The sequence below is a fragment of the Mycobacterium sp. genome, from assembly GCF_049683935.1.
Taxonomy (GTDB): Bacteria; Actinomycetota; Actinomycetes; order Mycobacteriales; family Mycobacteriaceae; genus Mycobacterium.
Genome location: NZ_JBAUJR010000252.1, coordinates 1 through 25,299, shown reverse-complemented (window position 1 = coordinate 25,299; position 25,299 = coordinate 1). Strand labels below are relative to the sequence as shown.

The 25,299-nt window shown below is 66.7% G+C and carries 20 protein-coding genes; 8 read left to right on the top strand and 12 right to left on the bottom strand.

From position 1 onward, the window contains the following. The first annotated feature begins 150 nt into the window (after nt 1–150). Nucleotides 151–2,916, top strand: a complete 2,766-nt coding sequence (locus tag WA965_RS14675; RefSeq protein WP_526302477.1) for a helix-turn-helix transcriptional regulator — start codon at nt 151–153, stop codon at nt 2,914–2,916. 46 nt (nt 2,917–2,962) lie between these two features. Then, nucleotides 2,963–3,232 (top strand): hypothetical protein, encoded by a 270-nt coding sequence (locus WA965_RS14670; protein ID WP_526302475.1) that lies wholly within the window; start codon nt 2,963–2,965, stop codon nt 3,230–3,232. Between the two features lie 7 nt (nt 3,233–3,239). On the opposite strand, the gene WA965_RS14665 is transcribed toward WA965_RS14670, so the two are convergent. After that, complete coding sequence (locus WA965_RS14665) at nt 3,240–3,686, bottom strand: hypothetical protein (RefSeq protein WP_526302473.1); 447 nt, start codon at nt 3,684–3,686, stop codon at nt 3,240–3,242. A gap of 25 nt (nt 3,687–3,711) precedes the next feature. Here WA965_RS14665 and WA965_RS14660 point away from each other — a divergent pair, with 25 nt between their 5' ends. Beyond that, nucleotides 3,712–4,815 carry an alpha/beta fold hydrolase gene (locus WA965_RS14660; protein ID WP_526302471.1) on the top strand — a complete coding sequence of 368 codons (1,104 nt, stop codon included), beginning with the start codon at nt 3,712–3,714 and terminating at the stop codon, nt 4,813–4,815. Between the two features lie 3 nt (nt 4,816–4,818). Here WA965_RS14660 and WA965_RS14655 read toward each other — a convergent pair whose 3' ends face one another. From WA965_RS14655 to WA965_RS14635, 5 genes are all read right to left on the bottom strand, one after another. After that, nucleotides 4,819–8,058: a cadherin-like domain-containing protein gene (locus WA965_RS14655; RefSeq protein ID WP_526302469.1), complete on the bottom strand. Its 3,240-nt coding sequence runs from the start codon at nt 8,056–8,058 to the stop codon at nt 4,819–4,821. Nucleotides 8,059–8,190: 132 nt separating this feature from the next. Next, complete coding sequence (locus WA965_RS14650; protein ID WP_526302467.1) at nt 8,191–9,900, bottom strand: AMP-binding protein; 1,710 nt, start codon at nt 9,898–9,900, stop codon at nt 8,191–8,193. Nucleotides 9,901–9,929: 29 nt separating this feature from the next. Next, nucleotides 9,930–11,702, bottom strand: coding sequence for an ABC transporter ATP-binding protein (locus tag WA965_RS14645; RefSeq protein WP_526302481.1), 1,773 nt, complete (start codon nt 11,700–11,702; stop codon nt 9,930–9,932). A 110-nt stretch (nt 11,703–11,812) separates the two neighbouring features. After that, nucleotides 11,813–13,705 carry an ABC transporter ATP-binding protein gene (locus WA965_RS14640; protein ID WP_526302465.1) on the bottom strand — a complete coding sequence of 631 codons (1,893 nt, stop codon included), beginning with the start codon at nt 13,703–13,705 and terminating at the stop codon, nt 11,813–11,815. Further along, complete coding sequence (locus WA965_RS14635) at nt 13,698–15,674, bottom strand: ABC transporter ATP-binding protein (RefSeq protein WP_526302463.1); 1,977 nt, start codon at nt 15,672–15,674, stop codon at nt 13,698–13,700. Before WA965_RS14635 ends, WA965_RS14640 begins: the two co-directional genes overlap by 8 nt. A gap of 175 nt (nt 15,675–15,849) precedes the next feature. Here WA965_RS14635 and prrA point away from each other — a divergent pair, with 175 nt between their 5' ends. Together prrA and WA965_RS14625 are read left to right on the top strand one after the other, a co-directional pair. Then, the gene (prrA, locus tag WA965_RS14630) at nt 15,850–16,560 is read left to right on the top strand and encodes a two-component system response regulator PrrA (RefSeq protein WP_178358400.1); all 711 of its coding nucleotides are present in this window, start codon (nt 15,850–15,852) and stop codon (nt 16,558–16,560) included. Nucleotides 16,561–16,566: 6 nt separating this feature from the next. Then, entirely contained in the window at nt 16,567–17,910 is a 1,344-nt protein-coding gene (locus WA965_RS14625) for a HAMP domain-containing sensor histidine kinase (protein ID WP_526302461.1), read from the top strand. Here the strand turns inward: WA965_RS14625 and WA965_RS14620 are convergent. Then, nucleotides 17,907–18,269 carry an FKBP-type peptidyl-prolyl cis-trans isomerase gene (locus WA965_RS14620; RefSeq protein ID WP_178358360.1) on the bottom strand — a complete coding sequence of 121 codons (363 nt, stop codon included), beginning with the start codon at nt 18,267–18,269 and terminating at the stop codon, nt 17,907–17,909. The genes WA965_RS14625 and WA965_RS14620 overlap by 4 nt on opposite strands. 72 nt (nt 18,270–18,341) lie before the next feature. Here WA965_RS14620 and WA965_RS14615 point away from each other — a divergent pair, with 72 nt between their 5' ends. Continuing rightward, a complete protein-coding gene (locus WA965_RS14615; protein WP_526302459.1) occupies nt 18,342–18,590 on the top strand; it encodes a DUF2630 family protein in 249 nt (82 codons plus the stop codon). 3 nt (nt 18,591–18,593) lie between these two features. Then, nucleotides 18,594–20,159, top strand: a complete 1,566-nt coding sequence (locus WA965_RS14610) for a phytoene desaturase family protein (protein WP_526447682.1) — start codon at nt 18,594–18,596, stop codon at nt 20,157–20,159. Here the strand turns inward: WA965_RS14610 and WA965_RS14605 are convergent. From WA965_RS14605 to pdxH, 5 genes are all read right to left on the bottom strand, one after another. Continuing rightward, on the bottom strand, nt 20,156–20,575 hold the full coding sequence (locus WA965_RS14605; RefSeq protein WP_526295153.1) for a MarR family winged helix-turn-helix transcriptional regulator: 420 nt from the start codon (nt 20,573–20,575) through the stop codon (nt 20,156–20,158). The genes WA965_RS14610 and WA965_RS14605 overlap by 4 nt on opposite strands. Further along, nucleotides 20,568–22,001, bottom strand: coding sequence for an MFS transporter (locus WA965_RS14600; RefSeq protein ID WP_526295197.1), 1,434 nt, complete (start codon nt 21,999–22,001; stop codon nt 20,568–20,570). Before WA965_RS14600 ends, WA965_RS14605 begins: the two co-directional genes overlap by 8 nt. A gap of 159 nt (nt 22,002–22,160) precedes the next feature. After that, complete coding sequence (locus tag WA965_RS14595) at nt 22,161–23,465, bottom strand: citrate synthase (RefSeq protein WP_178358364.1); 1,305 nt, start codon at nt 23,463–23,465, stop codon at nt 22,161–22,163. Nucleotides 23,466–23,556: 91 nt separating this feature from the next. After that, on the bottom strand, nt 23,557–24,198 hold the full coding sequence (locus WA965_RS14590) for a TetR family transcriptional regulator (RefSeq protein WP_526295155.1): 642 nt from the start codon (nt 24,196–24,198) through the stop codon (nt 23,557–23,559). Nucleotides 24,199–24,306: 108 nt separating this feature from the next. Beyond that, nucleotides 24,307–24,963, bottom strand: coding sequence for a pyridoxamine 5'-phosphate oxidase (pdxH, locus tag WA965_RS14585; protein ID WP_526295157.1), 657 nt, complete (start codon nt 24,961–24,963; stop codon nt 24,307–24,309). Between the two features lie 64 nt (nt 24,964–25,027). Here pdxH and WA965_RS14580 point away from each other — a divergent pair. Then, nucleotides 25,028–25,299 (top strand): citrate/2-methylcitrate synthase (locus WA965_RS14580; protein WP_526447680.1); only part of this gene is annotated, 272 nt, incomplete at its 3' end.

Genomic DNA, 25,299 nt, shown 5'->3' with positions numbered 1-25,299 from the left:
CAAGCGGGGTCATGCACCTCGGGCCATGGGCGACAGCAACCACCGATCGACGTGCCATGAATTGCAACATGATTGCCGTTTCAAGCAACCCCGCCCGGCTTTGCCCGTCTGAGACATCGGCGGCCGTCGCCGACTGTCACAATGTGCCACATGGGGGTCAGTTTGGTGTCTCGTGCTGCGGAGTGGGCGGCCATGGCGAAGCTGCTCGACGCCGCGACAACCCAGGCAGCGGGGTTGGTGCTGGCCGGTCCAGCGGGCATCGGCAAGACCGCACTGTGGCTCGCCGGACTCGACCATGCACGCGAGAGTGGGTTTCGGGTCCTCACAGCGCGAGGCAGCCCGGCCGAGTCGGCGTTGGCCTACGCCGCGGTCGATGATCTGCTGGCCGACATCGAGTCCGAGGTCTTCGACGCCCTGCCCGACGTTCAGCACCTCGCAGTCAAACGAATCCTGTTCCAGGACAACACAGACGGTGGACCTTTCACCGATCAGAGGGTGGCTGCTGCAGCGGTGGTCGCGGTGATCGACAGGTTGGCCAGGACCTGTCCCGTACTGCTGGCGATCGATGACGCGCAATGGCTCGACAGTTCGAGCCGGGCGGTGATCGCCTTCGTCGCACGACGTCTCAACGGTCGCATCGGATTGCTGTGCACCGAGCGCACCGACGGCAATACCGCAGGGGGCACCCACTGGTTGCAGCTCAGCCATCCGGAGGCGTTGTCGAGAATCCAGATGACGCCGATGAGCTTGGCCGGTCTGCACGATGTGTTGATGAGCCAGTTGGGTCGGTCGCTGCCCCGTCCGACGTTGGTACACATCGCCGAAGCCGCCGGCGGCAATCCTCTTTACGCCGTGGAATTGGCGCGCTCACTCGACAGCCGGCGGCCTCATTCACCTCTGGCCCTCCCGGCCACGCTGGCCGACCTCATCGCACACCGCACGGAGCCCTTCGACGAGCACACCCAGCGGGCGTTGCTGGCCGCCGCGTGCATGGTCGATCCGACGGTCGATCTGATCGCCGAAGCCACCGGCGCAACCACCCGGCGGGTCGTCGACCTGCTCGAAGCACCGGAACGCAACGGCGTCATCACCATCGAGGGCAATCGAGTGCGGTTCACCCATCCGCTGCTTTCCCGCGCGACCTATAGCTCCGCCGGTCCGGCGGCCCGAAGGCGGATGCACCGCGCGCTGGCTCACGTCGGAGACAATCTCGAGCTCAAAGCCCGCCACCTTGCTCTCAGCTCCACCGACGCCGACCCCGAAGTGGTCAGTGCCCTCGACGCCGCCGCCGGCGCCGCCCGCGCCCGTGGCGCCCCCTCGGCTGCCGCCGAACTCCTCGAATTGGCCATCGGCCTGGGCGCCGACACCCCGGGTCGACGAATCCGCGCCGCGAAACACTGTCTCCAAGGCGGCGACGCCGACCGCGCTCTGGCGCTGCTCGAACCGACCCTCGCCGATCACTCACCCGGACCCACCAGAGCCGCTGCGCTTCATCTCCATGCCGGAATACTCACGTTTCGCAACAACTTCGGGCGGGCTGCCGAAGTACTGACCGACGCACTCTCCGGCGCGAGCGGCGACGAACGTCTCGCCGCACAGATCCATCTGGGCCTGGCGATGGCCCTGGGCATGTCGGGCGGCCGGGACATCCCGATTCGCCACGCCGAAGAGGCGGTCAAGCTCGCAGAGGTAGCCGAAGACCCATCGCTGATCAGCCAGGCGGTCGCCATGGAAACCACCTTGCGGTGCGCCGACGGCCAAGGATTCGATGCTGTCCGACTCCATCGCGCCCTGGAGCTCGAGTCACCGGACAACGATGTGCCCATCGCATTCCGCGCGAGCGCGGTACACGCCCTGATGCAGCTGTGGACCGGTCGACTCGAGCATGCGCGCCTCGAACTCGGCGAGGTGCACCGGCGATGCCTCGAACGCGGCGCGGAAACAGATCTGGTGTGGGTTGTGGGGCACCGCTACTTCGCGGAACTGTGGTTGGGCGACTACCCGGGCGCCGCGGCGATGGCGGCCGAGTTGATGCAGCGGGGCCAGCAGCAGGGCTCCGATCACGCGACGATCATCGCGACCTATCAGCGAGCACTCATCGCCGCCTACGAGGGCCGCGAGGACGAGGCCCGCGACGGAGCGACGGCAGCAATCACCTCGGCGCTGCAGAGCAACGCGCTGTACATGATGTTGTGGCCGGCGATGGCCCTGGCTTTCCTGGACACGTCGCTGGGCAGGTACAACGAGGCGCTCGCCACGATGCAACCCCTGCTGGCCCGACTCGACCCAGCCGCCGGCGCCTGTGAGATCTTCGCCTCGAGCTTCGTCCCGGACGCTATCGAGGCGCTGATCGGGGTAGGCCGCCACGACGAAGCTGAACCGCTGATCAACGCGCTGGAGACGAATGGTCGACGCCTGGACCGGCCATGGCTTCTGGCAGTAGGGGCCCGTTGTCGCGCAATGCATCTGGCCGCAGCCGGTGATCTCAAACAGGCTACCGCCGTGGTGGTCGAGGCGATGGGGCATCACCAGCGGCTGCCGATGCCGTTCGAGACCGCGCGCACCCAGCTGTTACACGGTCAGCTCGAACGCCGGCAACGCCGAATTCATTCTGCAGTAACGCTATTGACTGATGCGGCAGAGGCATTCGATAACCTCGGCACGCCACTGTGGGCCGCGCGGGCGCGACACGAGCTCGTCCGCACCAGGGTGAGCCGCAACAACGACCTCGAGCTGACACCGTCGGAACGTCGCGTCGCCGAACTGGCCGGCGGCGGCAAGACCAACCGTGACATCGCCGCCACGCTGTTCATCAGCCATAAAACCGTGGAGCAACACATCACCCGCATCTACCGCAAACTCGGTGTCACCAACCGCGCGGCACTCGCCCGACGGATCAAACCCCCGCAACACTAGGGAAACCCCTGATTCAACTGCCGCCGCCCGCCGATACCGTTGGGGCATGGCCGGAATGCCCCATCACCTCGTCGAATGGTTCCGTGCCGACGCCGACCAATCGTGGGTCGATCACATCACCGCCGCACTCGGAGCGGCCGGTCCCGAACCTGACGTGCAACTCATCATCATCATCGCGGTACCCAGCGACGAGGTGATCTTCGGATTGTTCGCCGCCTCCTCGTCTGAGAACCTTCGACAGGTCTGCGTCCGCGCGGGGGTGCCTCCCCAGCGCCTGACCGCCGACGTGCAACCCACAGTGCTCGCCGCGCGCTAGAGGGTCGTCACGCTGCGGCGAGCGCCGCCAACATCGCCGCGCACGTCACCAGGTGCAGCGGCAGCCGCAACAGGCTGCGTCGTGTCCACCGGGTCGCCGCTGCCTCGTCGACTTCGCCGGGATCCAGCTTCTCGAACTCCGAGGCTTTCGGGCCGAAGTCGATCACCGACCAGATCCGCATCACTGTGTGGCCGGCCAGGGCCACCAGCAGCGGCCCACCGACGACAGCGTCACCCCAGGTGAAGACCAGCGTCGCCACCAGCAGTAACTCGAACAGTACGTATACGGGACGCCAGAACCGCACTCGCGAGATGCCACCGTTGTGGGATTGGACGATGCCGGGCCGCTTGGGCCAGGTCGGATCGACGACGACCGCCTCGTAGAGCGCACCGCCCAACGCGATACACGCCACCAGCGTCGTGACGGCGATCAGGACCAGAATCGAAGTGCCCACGCCTCCCGATTATCCTGACTGAACCATGGCATCGATCCAGCCGTTCCGAATCGCCGTCGCCGACGAGGTCCTCGTCGACCTCACCACTCGCCTTCAGCGCACCCGCTGGCCCGATGCCGAATGCGTCGAGGACTGGACGCAAGGCATCCCGCTGACCTACACCCAGGAGTTGGCAGCGTACTGGGCCAACGAGTACGACTGGCGCACAAGGGAAGCCATGCTGAATCGGTTCGACCAGTTCACCACGCACATCGACGGCCTTCCCATTCACTTCATCCACCAGCGCTCCGCGCACCCGGCCGCCTTTCCCCTGATCATCACCCACGGGTGGCCGGGTTCGATCGTCGAGTTCCACAAGGTGATCGAACCGCTCACCGAGGCGGGTTTCGATGTGGTCTGCCCGTCGCTTCCGGGCTACGGTTTCTCCGGCAAACCCTCGAGCACAGGTTGGGGTGTCGAGCACATCGCCGAGGCGTGGGACCAGCTGATGGTCCGACTGGGGTATTCCCGCTACGGTGCGCAGGGCGGTGACTGGGGTGCCGCGGTGACCACCCAGATCGGCCGCAACGCAGCGCACTGTGTGGCCATCCACACCAACATGCCGATCGGCCGGAGACCGAAGGATCTGCGCGATCCGACAGCCGACGAAGCCGCCGCCCTCGAGCGACTCGGCTATTACCAGCAGTGGGATTCCGGGTACTCGAAGCAGCAGGCGACCCGCCCGCAGACACTGGGCTACGGCCTGGTGGACTCTCCGGTCGGGCAACTCGCCTGGATCGTGGAGAAGTTCTGGTCGTGGATGGACTGCGACGGCCATCCCGAGAACGTGCTCACCAAAGACGAGTTGCTCGACAACGTGATGATGTACTGGGCCACCGCCAGTGGCGCGTCATCGGCTCGGCTGTACTGGGAGAGCTTCGGCAGTTTCGCGGGCGGCGAGAAGGTCACAGTCCCCACCGGCGTCGCGTCGTTCCCCAAGGAGATCCTTCGCTCGCCGCGGCCCTGGTGCGAAGCCAACTACAACATCACCCGCTGGACGGACATGCCGCGCGGTGGACACTTCGCCGCCTTCGAGCAGCCTGACCTCTACATCGAGGACGTTGCAACGTTTTTCGCCGACTTCCGGTGACCCTCAGAGCACGGTCGGCGGTGTGAACGTCTGCACCGTGGTCACGTACTCGTCACCGACGCGCTGAGTCACCGTCACGTACGGCGTGCCATCGGTTCCGAACGCGACGGGCTCCAGCGTGCCGCCAGGCCCGAGATCCACGTCGAGCACCTTGGTGGCGCCCTGCGGCGACAGCGCCCATACCCCGGCGTCGGCACCCAGCAAGGTGGCGTAGGCGGTGCCGTCGGCACCGAAAGCCAGGGCGGCCTGGTCGAAGACGTAGTTGGACTGCTGCGGCACCAGCGGACCTGTGGCGTCCAAGGTCACGACCGTGGCACCGTCCTCGTCGATCCCCAGGAAGTGATATGTGAACGTCGCCGATTCGACCGTGACGAGGTACGCGATGCCGTCGGGGCCGAACTCGATCGACTCGTAGTTCGGCTGCAGCGGCGATCCCGGCAGCGCCGTTGTCACCGCGTCGTTGGACAACGTGAGCACCGCCTCGGAGGCGACGCGTCCCTGAGCGTCCCTGAACTGGATCACCTGGTAGACCGCACCGTCAGGAGACACGCTCACCGGGTTGGTGACCACACCGCCCTCTGGCAGTGCCACTGTGCGTGTGATGGTGCCGTCGGGGCCGAGCACGGCCAGATACGTTGTGCCACCGTCTGTATAGGCGACATAACCGTTCTCGCCGGCATTCGGGTTGCCGACACTGGCCCCGGCAGAAGGGACACTCGGGGTGACAAGGACGATCGAACCCGGGATCGCGACGGTGGCGACCTCGCCGTCACTGCTGACGACCGCCACACGGTCGATCAGTGAGCTGAAGTCTCGAAGCGCCACGTACACCGTGCCCGTCGGGGTGACGGTGATCGCGTTGATGACAAAACCGTCTATGGGGTCCGAGGTCGTGATGGCGTCTGAGGAGATCCTCGAGATATAGGACATACCGGTGGACTCATCGTAGGTGGCCTGGTACACCCCGTCGGCAGTCACCACCGTCTCCCTGACCGGCCCGCCCGGGATCTCGCGGATCGTGCTCGACGTCCCGGTGAAGGTGTACACCCGTGTCATGTCGCTGCCGGACAACGACTGGCGACCGACCATGAAGTACGCCAGGCCATCCGGACCGATGACCGCGTCGTCGGGAGTCATCGCGCCCAGCGGAAGGGACACCCGTCGAGCGTTACCGCTCGGCCCGACCGCCAACAGCGAGGGAATGCCGAACAGCGGGCTCTCGGCCACGACGTAGGCACTGCCGTCAGGCGCAATCGCCGGCGCGCCGCCCGCCACCCCGAGGGAATACACCCGGACCCCGTTGGTGGTCGACAGGCGGACGAGTCGATCGCCGGACTGGCTGAACTGCCGGGTCTGCAGGAACACCGTCCCATTCGAGGTGACCTGCACGGGTGCGGACGCCTGGCCGATCACCGTCCCGGCCTTCTTGACCTCGCCGAACCCGTCCACGATCGAGATGACCGTCGTGTTGGTGGATTCCTTGTAGGTCGTGAGGACCAGGCTGCCGTCCGGACGCACCACCGCAGGTGCCTGCTCCCGCGGAGCGCCGGCGATGTCGCCGGTGGTCCTCAGCACCTGGCCGTTCTCGTCGAGAATGCTGACGCGCGTGCGGGTGGGCAGCATCGTCGTCGGATCCACGTCGTAGACAACCTGGTACACGGTTCCGTTGGAACTGACGATGACCGGCCCGGCGGCCCTGCCGGGGGTCGACGCGCTCGCCTCGATGACGGGCGTGACATCGACAGTGACGCTCGCAGTCCGTAGCCCGCCATGGCCATCGCTGACGGTGAAGGTCAACGTATCGGTTCTGGCGTCAGCCGGGGCCCCCGGCTCAGATGCGGCTTCGCGTGCCGCGGCGGTCGGCGTGTAGGTGAACGTGCCGTTGCCGTTGTCGACCAACGTTCCCTTGTCGGTTGCCGGGCTTCCGGTGAAACTGAGTGTGTCCCTGTCGAAATCGAAGGCGCTCACGGTGACGATCACCGAGCCGGTACCCAGATTTCCCGCGCCGGCGCGTGCCCGCGCGCCGAAAGGCACCGCATTCGTCGGCGAGATGTCGAGAGTGACCAGCTGTGTCGCGGTGTTTCCCGCAGTGTCGGTGATGGTGACGGTGAAGGTGTTGACTTTGTCCGCGTCGGTGGCATCGTCGGCCGCCGCTGCGTGGCGGGCCGCGGCAGTCGGGCTGTAGATGAAGCGCCCCGACGACAGCACCGTGACCTGCCCCTTGTCGGTGGTCGTTGACCCCGTGAAGGTGAGGCGATCGCCGTCGGGGTCCGTCGCCGTCACCCGACCGCTGACCGAACCGGTGAAGAAGCCCGGGCCGCCGTGGGTCACCTCACCGGGCACCGGTGCCGCGTTGTCGACGGCGTCGACCAGTTCGGTGGTGCCGACCTGCGCCCCCGACTGGCTGATCTCGTCTCGCTGCTGCCCGAACTGACGCCGCGCGAACGCCAAAACTGCCCACAGCAGCGGTGATTCGATCGGCGCGGCGGGGCTGTCGGTGCCGTGCGGTGACACGAAGGGCGCGAGCAGAGTGGTGACCACAGCAGCGGCAGATGTCGCAGGCAGGTCAGCCGCTACGTCCTCGTCCGCGACACCGGCCGACTCGGTGACAGTGCCGGGGATGACCGCCTCGGCCTCGCCCCGGGTGGGTGGCTGTTCGGCGTCGGCGCCCTCGGAAACCGTTGCATCCTGGTCAGTGTCGGGCTTGTCGCCGTCGTCGGATTCGGCATCCGGCGAGGGCTCGACTCGCTCGGATGGGGCTTGCGGCGGGTTGTCGCGGGAGGACTGCTTCCTCGGCTTCGACGTCTCTACCTCGGCGTCGGCATCGTCGTCACTGGATGCGTCATCGCTCGGATCATCGATGTCGCCGGACCCGTCGCCGACGTCGGTGTCCGACTCTGCGTCGCTGTCGGTGTCGGTGTCGTCCGACTCGTCGTCGGCGTCGGTGTCCGACCCGGCGTCGCTGTCGGTGTCGGTGTCATCCGACTCGTCGGTGTCGTCTGAATCATCGGTGTCGTCTGAATCATCGGTGTCGCTCGATTGGGGAGCGTCGGCATCGCCTGTGGAATCCTTACGCGGAGTCGCATCCTGTGACGACTCGCGGGCCTTGTCGGCGGTGCCGCCGGATGACGTGTCATTGCCCGGTTGCGCCCAGACCACCCCCGGCGAAACGACCACCGCGGTACCGATCCCCAGTGCAACGGCAAGCGCACCGACCCGACCCACATAATTAGCTTTCGCCACCGTAAATTCCCCCCTCATAGGAATCGTGCCGAAGCAACACTAGGTCACACCGCGCCCGGGGACACGGAATTTCCTTGACTGCGAGTCGAACCCGGCTTCTACACAGGAATCTCACAGCGATCGAGCGGCGACCTATGATCGCCGATCGACGACGTCTTCGTAGCGGTACTCGGTAGCTATGACCTCGCCCGAGCGGTGCGCGTCGTCCTCGCGTCGACGCAACTCGACTCGGCGGATCTTGCCCGAAATGGTCTTGGGCAGATCGAAGAACTCGACGCTGCGCACCTTCAGATACGGCGCCAGATGGTCGCGTGAGTACTCCAAGATGGCTCGGGCGGTGTCTTCATCGGCCGCCCATCCGTCGGCGAGCACCACGTACGCCTTGGGCACCGCCAGTCGGGTGGCATCGGGTTGCGGCACCACAGCGGCCTCCACGACTGCGGGGTGCTCGATGAGCACGCTCTCGAGTTCGAACGGCGACACCTTGTAATCCGACGACTTGAACACATCGTCGGTGCGACCGATGTAGGTGATGTAGCCGTCCTCGTCGCGGCTGGCGACGTCGCCGGTGTGGTAGTAGCCGTCCCGCATCACGAGCGCGTTGCGTTTCTCGTCGTCGACATAACCCGTCATGAGGTTCACCGGCGTGGCGCTCAGATCCAGACAGATCTCCCCCTCGTCGGCGAGCTCGCCACTGAGTGGGTCGACCAGCACTACGGGCACCCCGGGCATCGGGCGTCCCATCGAACCCGCTTTCACCGGTTGACCCGGAGTGTTTCCGACCTGCAACGTCGTCTCCGTCTGACCGAACCCGTCGCGGATCGTCAGCCCCCATGCACGCTGTACCGCACCGATCACCTCCGGGTTCAGCGGCTCGCCGGCGCCCAGGATCTCGCGCAGCGTCTCTGGCCGCTCACCGAGCTCGGCCTGAATCAGCATGCGCCACACGGTCGGTGGGGCACAGAAGGTGGTGACACCCGCGCGACGGATCTGCTGCAGAAGGGCGGCGGAGTCGAAGCGGGCGTAGTTGTAGACGAAGATCGTCGCCTCGGCGATCCACGGAGCGAAGAAGCAACTCCAGGCGTGCTTGGCCCAGCCCGGAGAGCTGATGGCCAGGTGGACGTCGCCGGGCCGCACCCCGATCCACGCCATCGTGGACATGTGCCCCACTGGATAGCTCACCTGCGAATGCTCGACGAGCTTGGGCCTGCTGGTGGTCCCGGACGTGAAGTAGACCAGCAGCGGGTCGGTGATGTCGGTGGCGGGATCGAACGGCCCGTCCGGCGCCGCCGTGTCGGCGCCGGCGTACGCGTGCCACCCTGCCACGTCGCCGCCCACCGAGATCCCGGTGAACTCGGCATCGATCCCGTCGAACTTTCCCGAATCCGAGGAGTTCGCAATCACGAAGCGAGCACGCCCGCGACCGATCCGATCGGTGATGTCGGCAGGGCCGAGAGCGCTCGTTGTCGGCATGATCACCGCGCCGAGTTTCGCGACGGCCAGCATCGACTCCCACAACTCGACCTGGTTGCCGAGCATCAGGATGACACGATCACCCTTACCGACACCGAGTCCGCGAAGCCAGGCCGCCACCTGATCGGACCGACGGGCGATCTGCGCGAACGTGATCTTCTGCTCGCTGCCGTCCTGCTCGACGATCCACAGCGCGGTGTTGTCGTTACCGGCGGCGATCACATCGAACCAGTCGGTGGCCCAGTTGAAGGCGCCGTCCAACCTCGGCCATTCGAAGGTCTGCACAGCCGTGTCGTAGTCGGCGATCACGTCGACCAGTCGGTCGCGCGCGGCGCGGTACTTCTCGGTGTTCAACGAGGTTTCAGTCATGGCTACCAGCATCCACGCCTCGATGGGCATCAGGCCAGCGACCGCACCCAGGACTGATGCAACGCTGCGTAGTGACCGCCCTCGCGCGCGGTGAGTTCCTCCGGCGAACCGTCTTCGACGATGCGGCCGTGCTCGAGCACCAGCACCCTGTCGGCGATCTTCACCGTCGACAGCCGGTGTGCGATCACCAGTGCGGTGCGGTCGGCCAGTACCGTCTCCAGCGCCCGCTGCACCATCCGCTCACTCGGGATGTCCAGCGAGGAGGTCGCCTCGTCCAGGATCAGCACCGCGGGGTCGGCCAGGAACGCCCGCGCGAACGCGACGAGTTGCCGCTGCCCCGCTGAGAGCCGCCCGCCGCGCTTGGCGACGTCGGTCTCGAATCCGTCGGGCAGCGCTTCGATGAAGACGTCCGCCCCTACTGCCGCGGCGGCGCCGCGAACCTCCGCGTCGGTGGCGTCAGGCCTGCCGAAGCGGATGTTGTCGGCGACGGTCCCGCCGAACAGGAAGTTCTCCTGGGTCACCATCACGACGTGACGACGCAAATCGGCCTGCGCCACATCCCGCAGATCGACCCCGTCGAGCGAGACCGACCCCGACACCGGGTCGTAGAACCGTGTCACCAGCTTGGCGATCGTCGACTTGCCCGCGCCCGTCGTGCCGACCAGTGCGACCGTCTGCCCCGCGGGTACCACCAGGTCGAGTCCCGGCAACACCGGCCTACCCCGCGCGTACTCGAATTGGACGTTATCGAAGGTGATCTCGCCGCGGACCGCCCCCAACTTCACCGGGTTGGGCGGGTCATCGATGCCCGGCTTCTCCGCAAGCACACCGGCGAGTTTCTCCAGCGCCGAGGACGCGGACTGAAATGTGTTGAAGAACTGTGAGATCTCCTGCATGGGTTCGAAGAACATCCGCAGATAGAGCAGAAACGCGGTCAGGGTGCCGATCGTCATCTCGCCGTGCAGCACCCGATAGCCGCCGTAGAGCAGCACCACGCCGGTGGTGATGTTGCCGACCAGCTTGACGCCGGGCATGAAGACGGCGAGCAGTTTGAACGTCTTCTCGTTGATCACCCGGTAGCGATCGGCGACGTCTTCGAAGATCTCCTGGTTACGCGGCTCCCGCCGATACGCCTGCACCGCTTTGATTCCCGTCATCGTCTCGACGAACTGCACGATGACCAACGCCGAGATCTCGCGGACCTCGCGGTAGATGAGGGAGGACTCGCGGTGGAACCACACCACCAACAGCACCAGAACGGGGAACGCCACCAGACACATCAGGCCGAGCTTGGGGTCCAAGACGACCAGCAGCACCGAGGTGCCGATCAGCGTGAGCACCGCGGTGATCAGGCTGTCGAACCCGGTTTCCAGCATGTCCTGGATGGCTTCGACGTCGTTGGTGGACCGACTCACCACCCGGCCGGAGGTGTACCGATCGTGAAATGCGATGTCCAGCTTGCCGAAATGACGGAACACCCGCCTGCGCAGTTCGAGCAGTACCTTCTGGCCGGTGCGGCCCGAGCGGCGCAGGAAATACAGCCGGCTGACCGCCTGCACCACCACCACGCCGCACAGCGCCGCGACGATCGTCATCAACGTCGTGGCCGGCCCGCCCTCGAGTAGCGGCGGAATGCCGTCGTCGATGCCCTTCTGCACCAGCAGCGGAACCGACAGCCGTGCCACGTTTTCCACCACGACGATGACGGCCAGGAAAGCCACCGTCCACCGGTAGGGCCGAAGCAGCGAGCCCAGCAGCGCACGCGCCTCACGCTGGCGTGGCACCGTTTCGTCGATGGGCAGGTCGCCCTGCTCGTCGAACTTGCCGCGCCAATCGGTTGTGGTCTGCTCCTCGGGCGAGCGCTCGTCGGTTGTCGTCTGCTCCTCGCGCGAGCGCTCGTCGGGGGCCGCCGTCACAGCCTCTCCTCCAGCACTCCACGCTGCAGCCGCGCCCGCTCTTCGTCTTCACGCCACGTGCAGTCCCGTTCGGCCCCGTCGTCGAGTTCGTCGTCCGCGGCCAGTAGGTACCGGTAGGCGGGGACGGTCGCCAGCAACTCGGTATGGGTGCCGACGTGGGTGATGGTGCCGTTCTGTAGCAGCGCGACCCGGTCGGCGAGCAACACCGTCGACGCGCGGTGCGCCACCACGATGCCGGTGACCGAATGCAGCACGCGGCGCAGCGCCTCCTCGACCTCCGCCTCGGTGTGCACGTCCAGCGCGGAGAGCGTGTCGTCGAGCACCAGGATCCGCGGGTTGGCGAGAATGGCCCGGGCCAGCGAAAGCCGTTGGCGCTGACCACCGGACAAGCTCATGCCTTGCTCGCCGATACGGGTATCCAGGCCGAACGGCAGTTCGTAGACGAATTGGGCGGCCGCGACGTCGATGGCCTGGCGCAGGTCGGCTTCGGTGGCGTCCGGCCGGCCGAGTCGGAGATTCTCCGCGACCGACATCGAGAACAGCGTCGGATCCTCGAACGCGGTGGCGACCGTCCGCCGCAGCGCCTCCAGCGATAACTCGCGGATGTCCTGCGCGTCGATCCGGATCTCGCCCTCGGTGACGTCGTACAACCGGGACAGCAGACTGGCCAGCACCGATTTGCCGGACCCGGTGGAACCGACAAGGGCCAACGTCTCACCGGGTTCGACGGTGACATCGACGTGCCGCAGCACCCACTTGTCCGCCTCGGACGCGCTCACATCTTCGCCGTCGGGGAACCGGAAGCCGACATCGACCAGTTCCAGGCGCCCGCCCCGCGCGGGCTGGTCCCGTGGTCCGTCGACGATTTCGCGTGGAGCGTCGAAGATCTCGGCAATACGGTTGGCGGCGGTGAACGACTCCTGCGTCATCGACAGCAGGAAGCCCAGCGACGCGATCGGCCACACCAGCGACAGCATCATCGTGATGAACGCGACGAGCGTTCCCATCGTCACCTGGCCGTGGCCTGCCGCATAGGCACCGAATCCGAGGACCACGATGAGCGTGAGGTTGGGGATGATCTCCAACAGCGTCCAGAATTTCGCCGACACCGAAACCCGGCGCACCTGGGTGTCGTACAGATCGGTCAGTTGGTCGTCGAACCGATCGTAGACGTAGTCCTCCCGGCCGAAGGACTTCACGACACGAAGGCCGAGGGCCGACTCCTCGACGTGGGTGGCCACGTGGCCGGCCTGGTCCTGGGCCTGACGGGACAGTCGGGTGTACTCCTGCTGAAAGTGCAGCACAGTCAGCGTGATCGGCACGATCGAGACCAGCACGACAACCCCGAGAGGCCAGTACATCGCCAGCAGGATCGTGGTGACGACGGCGATCTGCAACACGTTGAGCATCAGGAAGATCAGGCCGAACGACATGAACCGACGAATCGTGCTCAGATCGTTCATGATTCGCGACAGCAACTGACCGGACTGCCACCGGCCGTGGAAGGACATCGGCAGGATCTGAAGCCGGGCGTAGAGGTCTTTGCGGATGTCGGCCTCGACGCCCATCGTCGCGCGCGCCACCAACCAGCGGCGGATGAACCACAGCACCGCCTCGGTGACACCGATCCCCATCGCCGCGGCACCGAGCAACCAGAGCCCCTGCTGATCCTGCTGCCGCACGGGGCCGTCGATCACCGCTTTGGTCATCAGCGGGATCGACACGGTGGCGGCGAGGCTGGCGAGCGCGACCACGATCATCGCGATCCACCGGACGCGGTACGGCATCAGGTAGGGCATCATTCGCCACAGGTCTGAACTGGCCCTCACCTGCTTGAACGGCGGCGCTATCGCGGGCGCCGCGCGCAGCGCGTTCGAGGAGTCACTCACTTAGTAGATCTTCCCATTGCGCGCAAGTGGTTAACCCATCCGCCGAAACGGTGTTCCGCGCGCAGAAAGGGGCGTGGGAGCCGCGCGGGGTGCAGTTCCGGCGGTCGGTGCCGAACTGGGTGCGGTACAGGTCGGCGTAGCGACCACCGCGGGCCAGCAACTGCGTGTGGGTGCCGCGCTCGACGATGCGCCCGTCCTCGACGACCAGGATCATGTCCGCGGCCCGCACGGTCGACAGGCGATGCGCGATCACCAGGGAGGTCCGGCCCACCAACGCTTCGGCGAGCGCCTGCTGCACCGCCGCCTCCGACTCCGAGTCCAGTGATGCCGTCGCCTCGTCGAGCACCACCACCTGCGGGGAGGCCAGCAGCACTCGCGCGATCGTCAGCCGCTGCCGTTGGCCACCCGAGAGCCGGTAGCCACGCTCCCCCACCACGGTGTCCAGACCGTCGGGCATGTCGGCGACCACATCGGCCAACCGGGCGCGTTCCAGCGCCTCCCACAGCTGATCGTCGGTCGCCTCCGGAGCGGCCAGCCGGAGATTCGACCCGATCGACTCGTGGAACAGGTGCCCGTCCTGGGTGACCATGCCGACGGTGTCCTTCAACGACTCGAACGTCAGATCACGCAGGTCGATCCCGTTCAACCTGACCGCGCCGGAGTCGACGTCGTACAGGCGGGCCAGCAGTGCTGCAATGGTCGACTTACCCGCACCCGACGATCCCACCAACGCCACCATCTGACCGGGTTGCGCGGTGAAGGACAGGCCGTGCAGCACCTCGTCCCCGCCGCGCTCGTCCAGCTCGGCCACCTCCTCCAGCGAGGCCAGCGACACCTTGTCGGCGGACGGGTAGGAGAATCGGACCGAGTCGAATTCCACGGTGACCGGGCCGGCGGGCACCGCCGTGGCACCGGGTCGCTCCTCGATCAGCGGGACCAGATCCAGAACCTCGAAGACCCGCTCGAAGCTCACCAGCGCAGTGGCGACCTCCACCCGCGCATTGGCCAGCGCGGTCAGCGGTGCGTACAGCCGGGTCAGCAGCAGAGCCAGCGAGACCACCGCGCCGGCCTGCAGTTGCCCGCCGATGGCCAACGCCCCGCCCAGCCCGTACACCAGCGCCAACGCCAACGCCGACATCAGCGTCAACGAGTTCATGAACGTCGCCTGCAGCATCGCGGTGCGCACCCCGATGTCGCGGACTCGGCCGGCGCGCACCCGGAATTCGCGGGACTCGTCGCCGGAGTCGCCGAACAACTTCACCAACGTCGCCCCGGGCGCGGAGAACCGCTCCGTCATCTGGGTGTTCATCGTGGCGTTGTGGGCGGCGGCCTCACGCGACAGCCGCGCCATGGAGCTGCCGATCCGGCGTGCCGGGATCAGGAACAGGGGCATCAGCGCCAGCGACAGCAGCGTGATCTGCCAGGAGATGCTCAGCATCACCACCAGCGTCAGCGTCAGGGCGACCAGGTTGGACACCACCCCCGACAGCGTGTCGGAGAACGCGCGCTGCGCGCCCATCACATCGTTGCCCAACCGGCTGACCAGTGCGCCGGTGCGGGTGCGGGTGAAAAACGCCACCGGCATCCGCTGCACGTGGTCGAACACCGCGGTGCGCAGGTCGAGGATCAGACCTTCGCCGATCCTGGAGGACAACCACCGCGTGACCAACGACACCCCCGCTTCGGCGACGGCGACCGCCGCGATCACCAGCGCCAGCGCCACGACCACCGCCGAACTGCCGGCGCCAGTGATCTGGTCCACCACCCGACCGGCGAGCAGCGGGGTCACCACGGTCAACACCGCGCTGACGACGCTGACCGCCAGGAACACCGCCAGCCTGCGGTGATGCCGCGCAGCGAAGCGCCAGATCCGGCCGAGCAGGCGTCGGTCCGCCAGCGATCGCAGATCGCCGCCTCGCGCGTGCGTCTGCCGATAGAGCGATTGCCTGGCAACCGTTTCCAAACTCATGTTTTCACCGTAGAACCTCAACAATGGATGAGGTCAAAGGCTTCCCCGGCGCCCACACCCGCTAATCCTGCTTTTGCCCAGGAAAATTCGAGCGCGGTCCTGCACAACGCGGATTCCGGCGTGAATCAGGCGCACGTGCACAGCGTCCCGCGACTGGGCGGTGTCATCGGGCAAGATTGCGTCCATGGACAGTGGCGTGGGCTCACCCAGGGTGCTCGTAGTCGACGACGATCCTGACGTCCTCGCTTCCCTGGAGCGCGGACTGCGGTTGTCCGGGTTCGAGGTGTTCACCGCGGTCGACGGCGCCGAGGCGCTGCGTAGCGCCACCGAAACCCGGCCCGACGCGATCGTGCTCGACATCAACATGCCGATCCTCGACGGCGTCTCGGTGGTGACCGCGCTTCGCGCGATGGACAACGACGTGCCGGTGTGTGTGTTGTCGGCGCGCTCGTCGGTCGACGACCGGGTGGCCGGACTGGAGGCCGGCGCCGACGACTACCTGGTCAAACCGTTCGTGCTGGCCGAACTGGTCGCGCGGGTCAAAGCGTTGCTGCGCAGGCGCGGGTCGACGGCGACCTTCTCGTCGGAGACCATCGCGGTCGGACCTCTCGAGGTCGACATCCCCGGCAGACGGGCCCGGGTCGACGGGGTCGACGTCGACCTGACGAAGCGGGAGTTCGACCTGCTGGCGGTGCTCGCCGAGCACAAGACCGCGGTGCTGTCCCGGGCGCAGTTGCTCGAACTGGTCTGGGGTTACGACTTCGCCGCCGACACCAACGTCGTCGACGTCTTCATCGGCTACCTGCGGCGCAAACTCGAGGCCAACGGCGCGCCGCGGCTCCTGCACACCGTTCGCGGCGTGGGATTTGTCCTCAGGCAGCAGTAGGTCGTCGTGACCGTGCTGTCCCGGATCTTCCGTCGCACGCCGTCGCTGCGCACCCGAGTCGCGCTCGCCACCGCGATCGGAGCGGCGATCGTCGTAGTCATCGTCGGCGCCGTGGTGTGGGTCGGCATCACCAACGACCGCAAGGAACGCCTGGACCGGCGCCTCGACGAGGCCACCGGCTTCGCCATCCCGTTCCTGCCCCGTGGACTCGACGAAATCCCGAACTCCCCCGACGACCAGGACGCCGTCATCACGGTCCGGGAGGCAGACGGGGAGGTCACGTCGACCTCCAAGGTCGTGCTGCCACAACTGGAACCCGGTTATGCCGACACCTACATCGGCGATGTGCGTTACCGGGTCCGCACGGTGGAGATCCGGGCCCCCGACCCGATGTCGGTGGCCGTCGGCGCCACCTACGACGCGACCATCGCCGACACCAACAACCTGCACCGCCGAGTGCTCATCATCTGCGTGTTCTCTGTCGGGGCGGCGACGTTGCTCGGTTGGCTGCTCGCCGCGTTCGCGGTGCGGCCGCTGAAACGGTTGGCGCAGCAGACCCGCCAGATCGACGCCGGCGACGAAGCACCCGACGTCGACGTGCGGGGTGCCAGCGAAGCCGTCGAGATCGCCGACGCCGTCAACGGCATGCTGCAGCGCATCTGGAGTGAGCAGAACCGGACCAAAGCCGCACTGACCTCAGCACGTGATTTCGCGTCGGTCTCCGCACACGAACTGCGCACGCCACTCACCGCGATGCGCACCAACCTCGAGGTGCTCTCGACACTGGATCTCGCCGAGGACCAGCGCAAGGAGGTCGTCAACGACGTCATCCGCACCCAGACGCGAATCGAGGCCACGTTGGGAGCGCTGGAACGTCTCGCCCAGGGTGAGCTGTCCACCGCCGACGACCATGTGCCGGTCGACATCACCGAACTGCTCGACCGCGCCGCGCACGACGCCATGCGGGTCTACCCCGACCTGGAGGTGTCGCTGGCGCCCGCTCCGACGGTGATCATCGTCGGACTGCCGGCCGGTCTGCGGTTGGCGGTGGACAACGCGATCGCCAACGCCGTCAAACACGGCGGCGCCACCCGGGTGCAACTGTCCGCGGTCAGCTCGCGGGCCGGCGTAGAGATCGCGATCGACGACGACGGCGTCGGGGTCCCCGAAGAGGAACGAGCGGTCGTATTCGACAGGTTCACCCGAGGGTCCACGGCGTCGCACTCGGGATCCGGACTCGGCCTGGCGCTGGTCGCCCAGCAGGCCGACCTGCATGGCGGCACAGCGACTTTGGAGGCCAGTCCGCTGGGCGGAGCGCGCCTGCTGCTGCGCCTTCCGGGCCCGCGCTAGCGGGTGGCCAGCAGGTCGATGACAAAGATCAAGGTCTTGCCCGACAGGCGATGCCCGCCACCGGCCGGCCCATAGGCCTTCTCCGGCGGGATCGTCAGCTTGCGCCGCCCGCCGACCTTCATGCCGGGGATGCCGTCCTGCCATCCCTGGATCAGCCCGCGCAATGGGAACTCGATGGACTCGCCGCGATTCCAGGAACTGTCGAACTCCTCGCCGGTGTCGTACTCGACGCCGACGTAATGCACCTCGACGTTGGCGCCCGGAACGGCTTCGAGGCCGTCGCCGACGACGATTTCCTCGATCACCAACTCGGTGGGGGCAGGACCATCGGGGAACTCGATCTCGGGTTTGGTAGCCATTCGACCAGCCTAACGGCCGACTTGTCCGGATCTGCCTCTCGCCGGCCCTCCGGTACGGGCACACTGAAAGGCGTGACCAACGACCAAGACATCCTGGCGCAGGTGAACGGACTCGTCGCCGAGGAGAAGGAACTGCGCGACAAGGTGCAGCATCACGAGATCGACGAATCCGAGGAACACCGGCGTCTGCAGTCGATAGAGGTACAGCTCGACCAGTGCTGGGATCTGCTCCGGCAGCGGCGCGCCCTTCGTGCCAGCGGGGGCGACCCGGATGACGCGCAGGTGCGCCCGGCCGGTGAGGTCGAGGGCTACCTCGGCTGACCGGTGACGCCGCAGCGGACGCACAGTGACGTCGTCGTCGTCGGGGGTGGACACAACGGCCTGGTGGCCGCCGCGTACCTCGCCCGGGCGGGTCGCAGCGTGCGGGTGCTGGAGCGACTGGACCACGTCGGCGGCGCAGCGGTCTCGGCGCACGCCTTCGAGGGCGTCGACGCACGGCTGTCGCGCTACTCCTACCTCGTCAGCCTGCTGCCGCGCAGCGTCATCGACGACCTCGGCGTGCGAGTCCGGTTGTCGCGGCGCCGGTTCTCGTCGTACACACCCGATCCGTCCAACGGGGGCCGGACGGGGTTGTTGATCGGCCCGACCTCGACGTTCGGCCTCGTCGGGGCCGGCGCCGACGAGGCCGGATTCGACGACTTCTACCGGCGCTGCCGAGCGGTGACGTCGCGGCTGTGGCCCACGATGACCGAACCGCTGCGGACCCGCTCCGAGACGTTCCGGACCGTCGTCGCCGACGGTGGCGACGACGCCGGGGCGGTGTGGCGGTCGGTCTTCGAGCGCCCCATCGGCGAGGCGATCACCGCGGCGGTCGCCAACGACCTGGTCCGCGGGGTGATGGCGACAGACGCGCTGATCGGAACGTTCGCCCGGCTCGACGACGAATCACTGCGGCAGAACGTGTGCTTTCTCTACCACCTGATCGGCGGCGGAACCGGCGAATGGGATGTGCCGATCGGCGGCATGGGGGCGGTCAGCGGTGCGCTGGCGGCGGCGGCAACCGGGTTCGGAGCCGAACTCGTCACCGGCGCCGAAGTTTACGCGATCGAACCCGATGGCGAGGTGCGCTATCGGCAGAACGAGTCGGAGCATCGAGTCGCCGCCGACCATGTGCTGGCCAACGTCACGCCGGCAGTGCTGGCCCGGCTACTCGGTGAGGAAGAGCCGGATACGGCCCCGGGAGCACAGGTCAAGGTGAACCTGATGCTGCGGCGACTACCCCGCCTGAGGGACGAAACCCTCACTCCGGATCAGGCTTTCGGCGGCACGTTCCACATCAACGAGACCTTCACCCAGCTCGAGGCGGCCTATCGACAGGCAGCGGCCGGGGCAGTGCCAGATCCGTTGCCGTGCGAGATCTACTGTCACTCGCTGGCCGACCCGACGATTCTGTCGGATTCGCTGCGCGCCGTCGGCGCGCACACCCTGACTGTGTTCGGGCTGCACACACCGCACAGTCTGGCAACGTCGGGAACACCCGACCGGATGCGCGACGACCTGACCTCCGCAGTGCTCACCTCACTGAACTCCGTTCTGGCCGAACCTGTTCAGGATGTGCTGATGGAAGACTCCTCCGGTCGGCTCTGCATCGAAGCCAAGACCACAACCGACTTGGAGCACTCGCTGGGCATGACCAACGGCAACATCTTCCACGGTGCGCTGACATGGCCGTTCGTCGAGGACGACGAGCCGTTGACCACGGCGGCCCAGCGGTGGGGAGTCGCGACGGCACACGACCGAATTCTGTTGTGCGGATCGGGTTCTCGACGCGGTGGCGCTGTCTCGGGGATCGGCGGTCACAACGCGGCGATGGCGGTCCTGGAGGGCTAGCGACCGATCAGTTTGCCGACGATCGATCGCAGTGCCGCCAGGTCGTCGCCGTCGAGATCGGCGAGTACCTCGGGAGCGGGATCGTGGACGTCGTCGATCGCCGCGACCATCGCGCGGCCCGCCTCGGTCAGCGACACCAGCTTGCACCGACGGTTCGCCGGATCGACCCGGCGGACGACCAATCCCCGTTCCTCCAGGTCGTTGACAGCGACGGTCGCGGCGGGCGCGTCAACGGTCGCCGCAGCAGCGACCTGCTTGACCGACAGCGGGGTGCGCGTCAATCGCTGCAGGATGCGGATCCTGCTGAACGGCAGGCCGGATTGGTCAACGACAGCCCGCTTCCAGCCATCCTGGTGATCGATGACGAACGCAGCCAGATCGCGCCAGACTTCGTCGGCGATGCTGTTGTCAGACATGGGCCTCCTTGACCGGCTCCGGCGGTCCCGCGATCAGCGGTGCCAGCCGCTCCGCCGAGCGCACACCGCGCGGCGACGTCGCGAACAGACCCAGCGCCAGGATCACCAGCCCCAGGCCGGCGCTCATGAACCACAGCGGGCGGGCGGCGGTCGCAAAGTCATCACCACCGGCCGCCATGGCGGTGCCCGCGATCGAACCGCACAGCGCCACACCGATACTGACGCCGACCTGCCGGCTCGTCGAGGTCACCGCCGAGGCCGCGCCGGCTCGATCGAGCGGCATCCCGCTGACCGCGGCGTTCGTGATGGGAGCGTTGACCATCGAGAAGCCGATTCCGAAGACGGTGAAGATCACCAACAGCACCCATACCGGAGTCGTCGCGGTCAAAAGCGTCAGCAGGCATGATGCGAGGGTGATCAACACCCCGGCCGCCACCAGCGACGGCCGCGCCCCGTAGCGACCGACGAGGCGTCCCGACAGCGGGGAGAACAACAACGCCCCGAGCGCGATCGGCAGATAGATGAGCCCGGTGTGCATCGCCGAGTAGCTGCGCTCGTTCTGCAGATACAACGACATCATGAACAGGAACGCGCCCCACGCGGCGAACGCACTGACTGCGGTGACTGTTGCGGCGGTGAACGGGATGCTGCGGAAGAACCGCAGATCCAGGAACGGGTCGCGGCGCCGGGATTCGTAGCGCAGGAATCCGATGAAGGCGACCACTGCGACAACGGCGATGCCGACAACGCGGGCGTCCGTCCAGCCCAGTACGGGGCCCTCGATGAGGGCGTAGACGATGCCGAACAGGAAGGTCACCGCGAGCATCTGACCGACAGGGTCGACGCTTCTCATGGTCGCCGATTTGGTTTCGGGGACGAACAGCGCGGTGAGCAGGATCGCCACCGCACAGATGGGCAGGTTGATCCAGAACACCGAACGCCACCCGATGGTCTCGATCAGCAGGCCACCGACGATCGGCCCGAGCGCCATCGAGATGCCGACCACCGCACCCCACACACCCAAGGCGCGGGCACGCTCCACCCGGCCGGTGAAGATCTGCGAGATGATGGACAGCGCAACAGGATTGAGCATCGAACCACCGATCCCCTGCAGGAATCGCGCGCCGATCAGGGTGTCGATGGTGGGCGCGAGGCTGCATGCGAGCGACCCGATCGCGAAGAGGGCGAGGCCGGTCTGGAACACCTTGCGGCGACCGAGGCGGTCCCCGGCGGCTCCGGAGAGCATCAGCAACGATGCGAGCACCAGCGTGTAGATGTCCACGACCCACTGCATCTGCGCGGACGTGGCGGTCAGGTCGGTGCGGATCGTCGGAATTGCGACGTTGACGATGGTCGCGTCCATCGACACGATGAGCAGACTCAGGCAGCAGGAGACCAGAATGGTGGCCTTGCGCCTGGCCGTCATCACGCCGACGGGTGGATTCACCCGACTATTGTGAAACTACAACTGTCGCGGTGCAACGTGCACTACGTCACCCTCGATGGGCGCGACCGTGCGCAGAATGCCAACGATCGCGGCGTGTCGGCGTGCAGACCCGCGCGCTCGCGGAAACGCGGGGGTGGCTCAGCGGCCGCCGATGTCGTCGTAGTCGCGCTCGGTGTAACCGGTGTAGATCTGACGCGGCCGGCCGATCTTGTTGGGCTCGCCGTGCATCTCTCGCCAGTGGGCGATCCACCCCGGGAGCCGTCCCAGCGCGAACAACACGGTGAACATCCGGGTCGGGAAGCCCATGGCTCGATAGATCACGCCGGTGTAGTAGTCGACGTTCGGGTAGAGCTTGCGCTCGACGAAGAAGTCGTCGGTCAGCGCGATCTCCTCGAGTTCCTTCGCGATGTCGAGCAGCGGGTCCTGCACGCCGATCTTGGCGAGGATCTTGTCGGCCTGCTCCTTGACGATCCGGGCGCGTGGATCGTAGTTCTTGTACACGCGATGACCGAAGCCCATCAGCTTCACGCCGTCCTCGCGGTCCTTGACCTTCTTGACGAAGGTCGCGACGTCGTCGTCACCGTCGCGGATCTTCGTCAGCATTTCGAGCACTGCCTGGTTGGCGCCGCCGTGCAGCGGACCCCACAGCGCGTTGATGCCGCCGGAGACCGACGTGAATAGGTTGGCCTGCGAGGACCCGACCAGCCGCACCGTCGACGTCGAGCAGTTCTGCTCGTGATCGGCGTGCAGGATGAACAGCATGTCCAGGGCCCGCACGATCTCCGGATCGACCTCGTAGGGTTCGGCCGGCAGACCGAACGTCATCCGCAGGAAGTTCTCGACGAGCGTCAGAGAGTTGTCCGGGTACAGGAACGGCTGCCCCTCGGACTTCTTGTAGGCGTACGCCGCGATCGTCGGCAGTTTGGCCAGCAGCCGGATGGTGGACAGCTCCACCTGGCCCGGATCGAACGGATCCAGCGAATCCTGGTAGTAGGCGCTCAGCGCGTTGACAGCGCTGGAGAGCACCGGCATCGGGTGTGCGTTGCGCGGGAAGCCGTCGAAGAACCGCTTGAGATCCTCGTGCAGGAGCGTGTGCCGCTGGATCTGGGTGGTGAACTTCTCCAGCTGCTCGGAGGTCGGCAGTTCGCCGAAGATCAGCAGGTAGCTGACCTCGATGAACGTCGACTTCTCCGCCAGTTGCTCGATCGGGTAGCCGCGGTACCGCAGGATCCCGGCGTCACCGTCGATGTAGGTGATGGCACTCTTGGTGGAAGCAGTGTTGACGAAACCGCCGTCGAAGGTGGTGTAGCCGCTCTTGGCGAGCAGCGACCCCAGAGCGATGCCGTCCGCTCCCTCAGAGGCTTGGACGATGTCAAGGTCGAGCTCGCCACCTGGGTACTTCAAGGTGGCATGTTGCTGCCCGGCTTCGGCGTTATCGGCCACTGGGATCCCTTCATGTCTTTCGGGAGTACGAAGTCTGCCTACAAAAGGTAGTCCCATTGCACCAGTCACGCCCGCGGGGGCGGACAGCGGGTCAGGCAGGTTGGCCAAGACGCGCGATTTCGCCCGCGAACTCGGCGTAGGTGGCTTCGAAGACGGCGACGATGTCAATGGCCACCAGTGCAGCGAGATCGTCGGTCAGTTCTCGCAGCGCGGTCATCAGCAGAGCCGACCAGACGGCGGCTATCAGCTTCACCCTGCGGTCGTCGACCGTGGTGCCCATCCGCTGGGCTATCACCGCATCGACGGCTCCCGCCCGGAATTCGACGGCAGCCTGCCGCAGCGTCGCCGATGACACGGTGATCCGCATGATCTGCAGCAGCCGATCCGACGACAGGCCACCCGCGGTAGCCAGCAGCGTGCCCTGCGCCATCGCGATGTAGGCGCGCCGCAGGGCTTCGAAGTGACCGATGTCGAGAGGCTGGCGCGCCAGCTCGTCGGCCACGGTGGCGAGAACCTCGTCGATCAGCGCGAGCGCGATGGCGTCCTTGGTGGCGAAGTAGCGGCTGAAGGTGCGCGGCGACACGTCGGCGATGGCGGCGATCTGGTCGACGGTGGTGCCGTCGAAGCCCTGCTGGTCGCACAGGCCGACCGCGGCGTCGATCAGCGTCGCGCGGGTCCGGCGTTTCTTTCGTTCGCGCAGACCGAGGACAGATTCCCCCCCGGCTTCGATCACGAATCAGATGCTAATCCGTCTTGCTATGAAATAGATGAGAATGTGGCACCCGCCGACAGTTGCCGAACGGCACCACTTTGTCGGTGCGCGTGCCACAGTCACGCGGGATCAGGGCTGCAGACGCTCGACGACCGAGCCGCGGACCCGAATCCTGTTGTGCACCCGGTTTTCCCGTCCCTGCCAGAACTCGACGACCTCGGGTGCGATCAGGTAGCCACCCCAGTGTGGCGGTACCGGGACATCCTCGACATCGGCGAACCGCTCGGTGACGTCGGCCAACTGCTGCATCAGGGCTGCACGCGAGTCGATCGGTCTGCTCTGCTGTGAGGCCCACGCTCCCAGCTGGGAACCGCGCGGACGCTTGCTCCAGTAGTCGGCCGTCTCCTCGGCGGCCACCTTGGTGACGGGACCTCGGAGATGAACCTGACGCCCGAGCAGGTACCACGGGAAGGTCGCCGACGCGTACGGATTGGCCGCCAACTGGTCCCCCTTGTCGGAGTCGTAGTTGGTGTAGAACGAGATGCCGGAATCGTCGACGCTCTTGCACAGCACCGTGCGGGTGACCGGCCGCCCGTCGTTGTCGACCGTGCCGACGACCATCGCATTGGGTTCGGAGACACCTGCCTGTTCGGCTTCGGTCATCCAGCTGCCCAGAAGAGCCACCCAGCCGACGTCGAGCCAATCGGCGTCGAGGTCGCCGCTGCCGTCCTTTTCCACCGATCCGTACTCCACCCGCATCCGGGCCAGATGTTCAGAAGTGCCCACGCGACAACGCTACGCCGACAGTGCCGTCTGGTCGGCCCGCTTACGTGGGTGCAAGAATCGGCGCATGACTGCGGTGCCGAAGGATTTTGCCCCCGGGTTGGCGGGCGTGGTGGCGTTCGAGACGGACATCGCCGAGCCCGACAAGGACGGTGGTGCGCTGCGCTATCGCGGTGTCGACATCGAGGATCTGGTCGCGCGCCGGGTCACGTTCGGCGACGTGTGGGGCCTGCTGGTCGACGGGCGGTTCGGCCACGGCCTGCCGCCCGCCGAGCCGTTCCCGCTGCCGATCCACAGCGGCGATGTCCGCGTCGACGTGCAGGCGGGCCTGGCGATGCT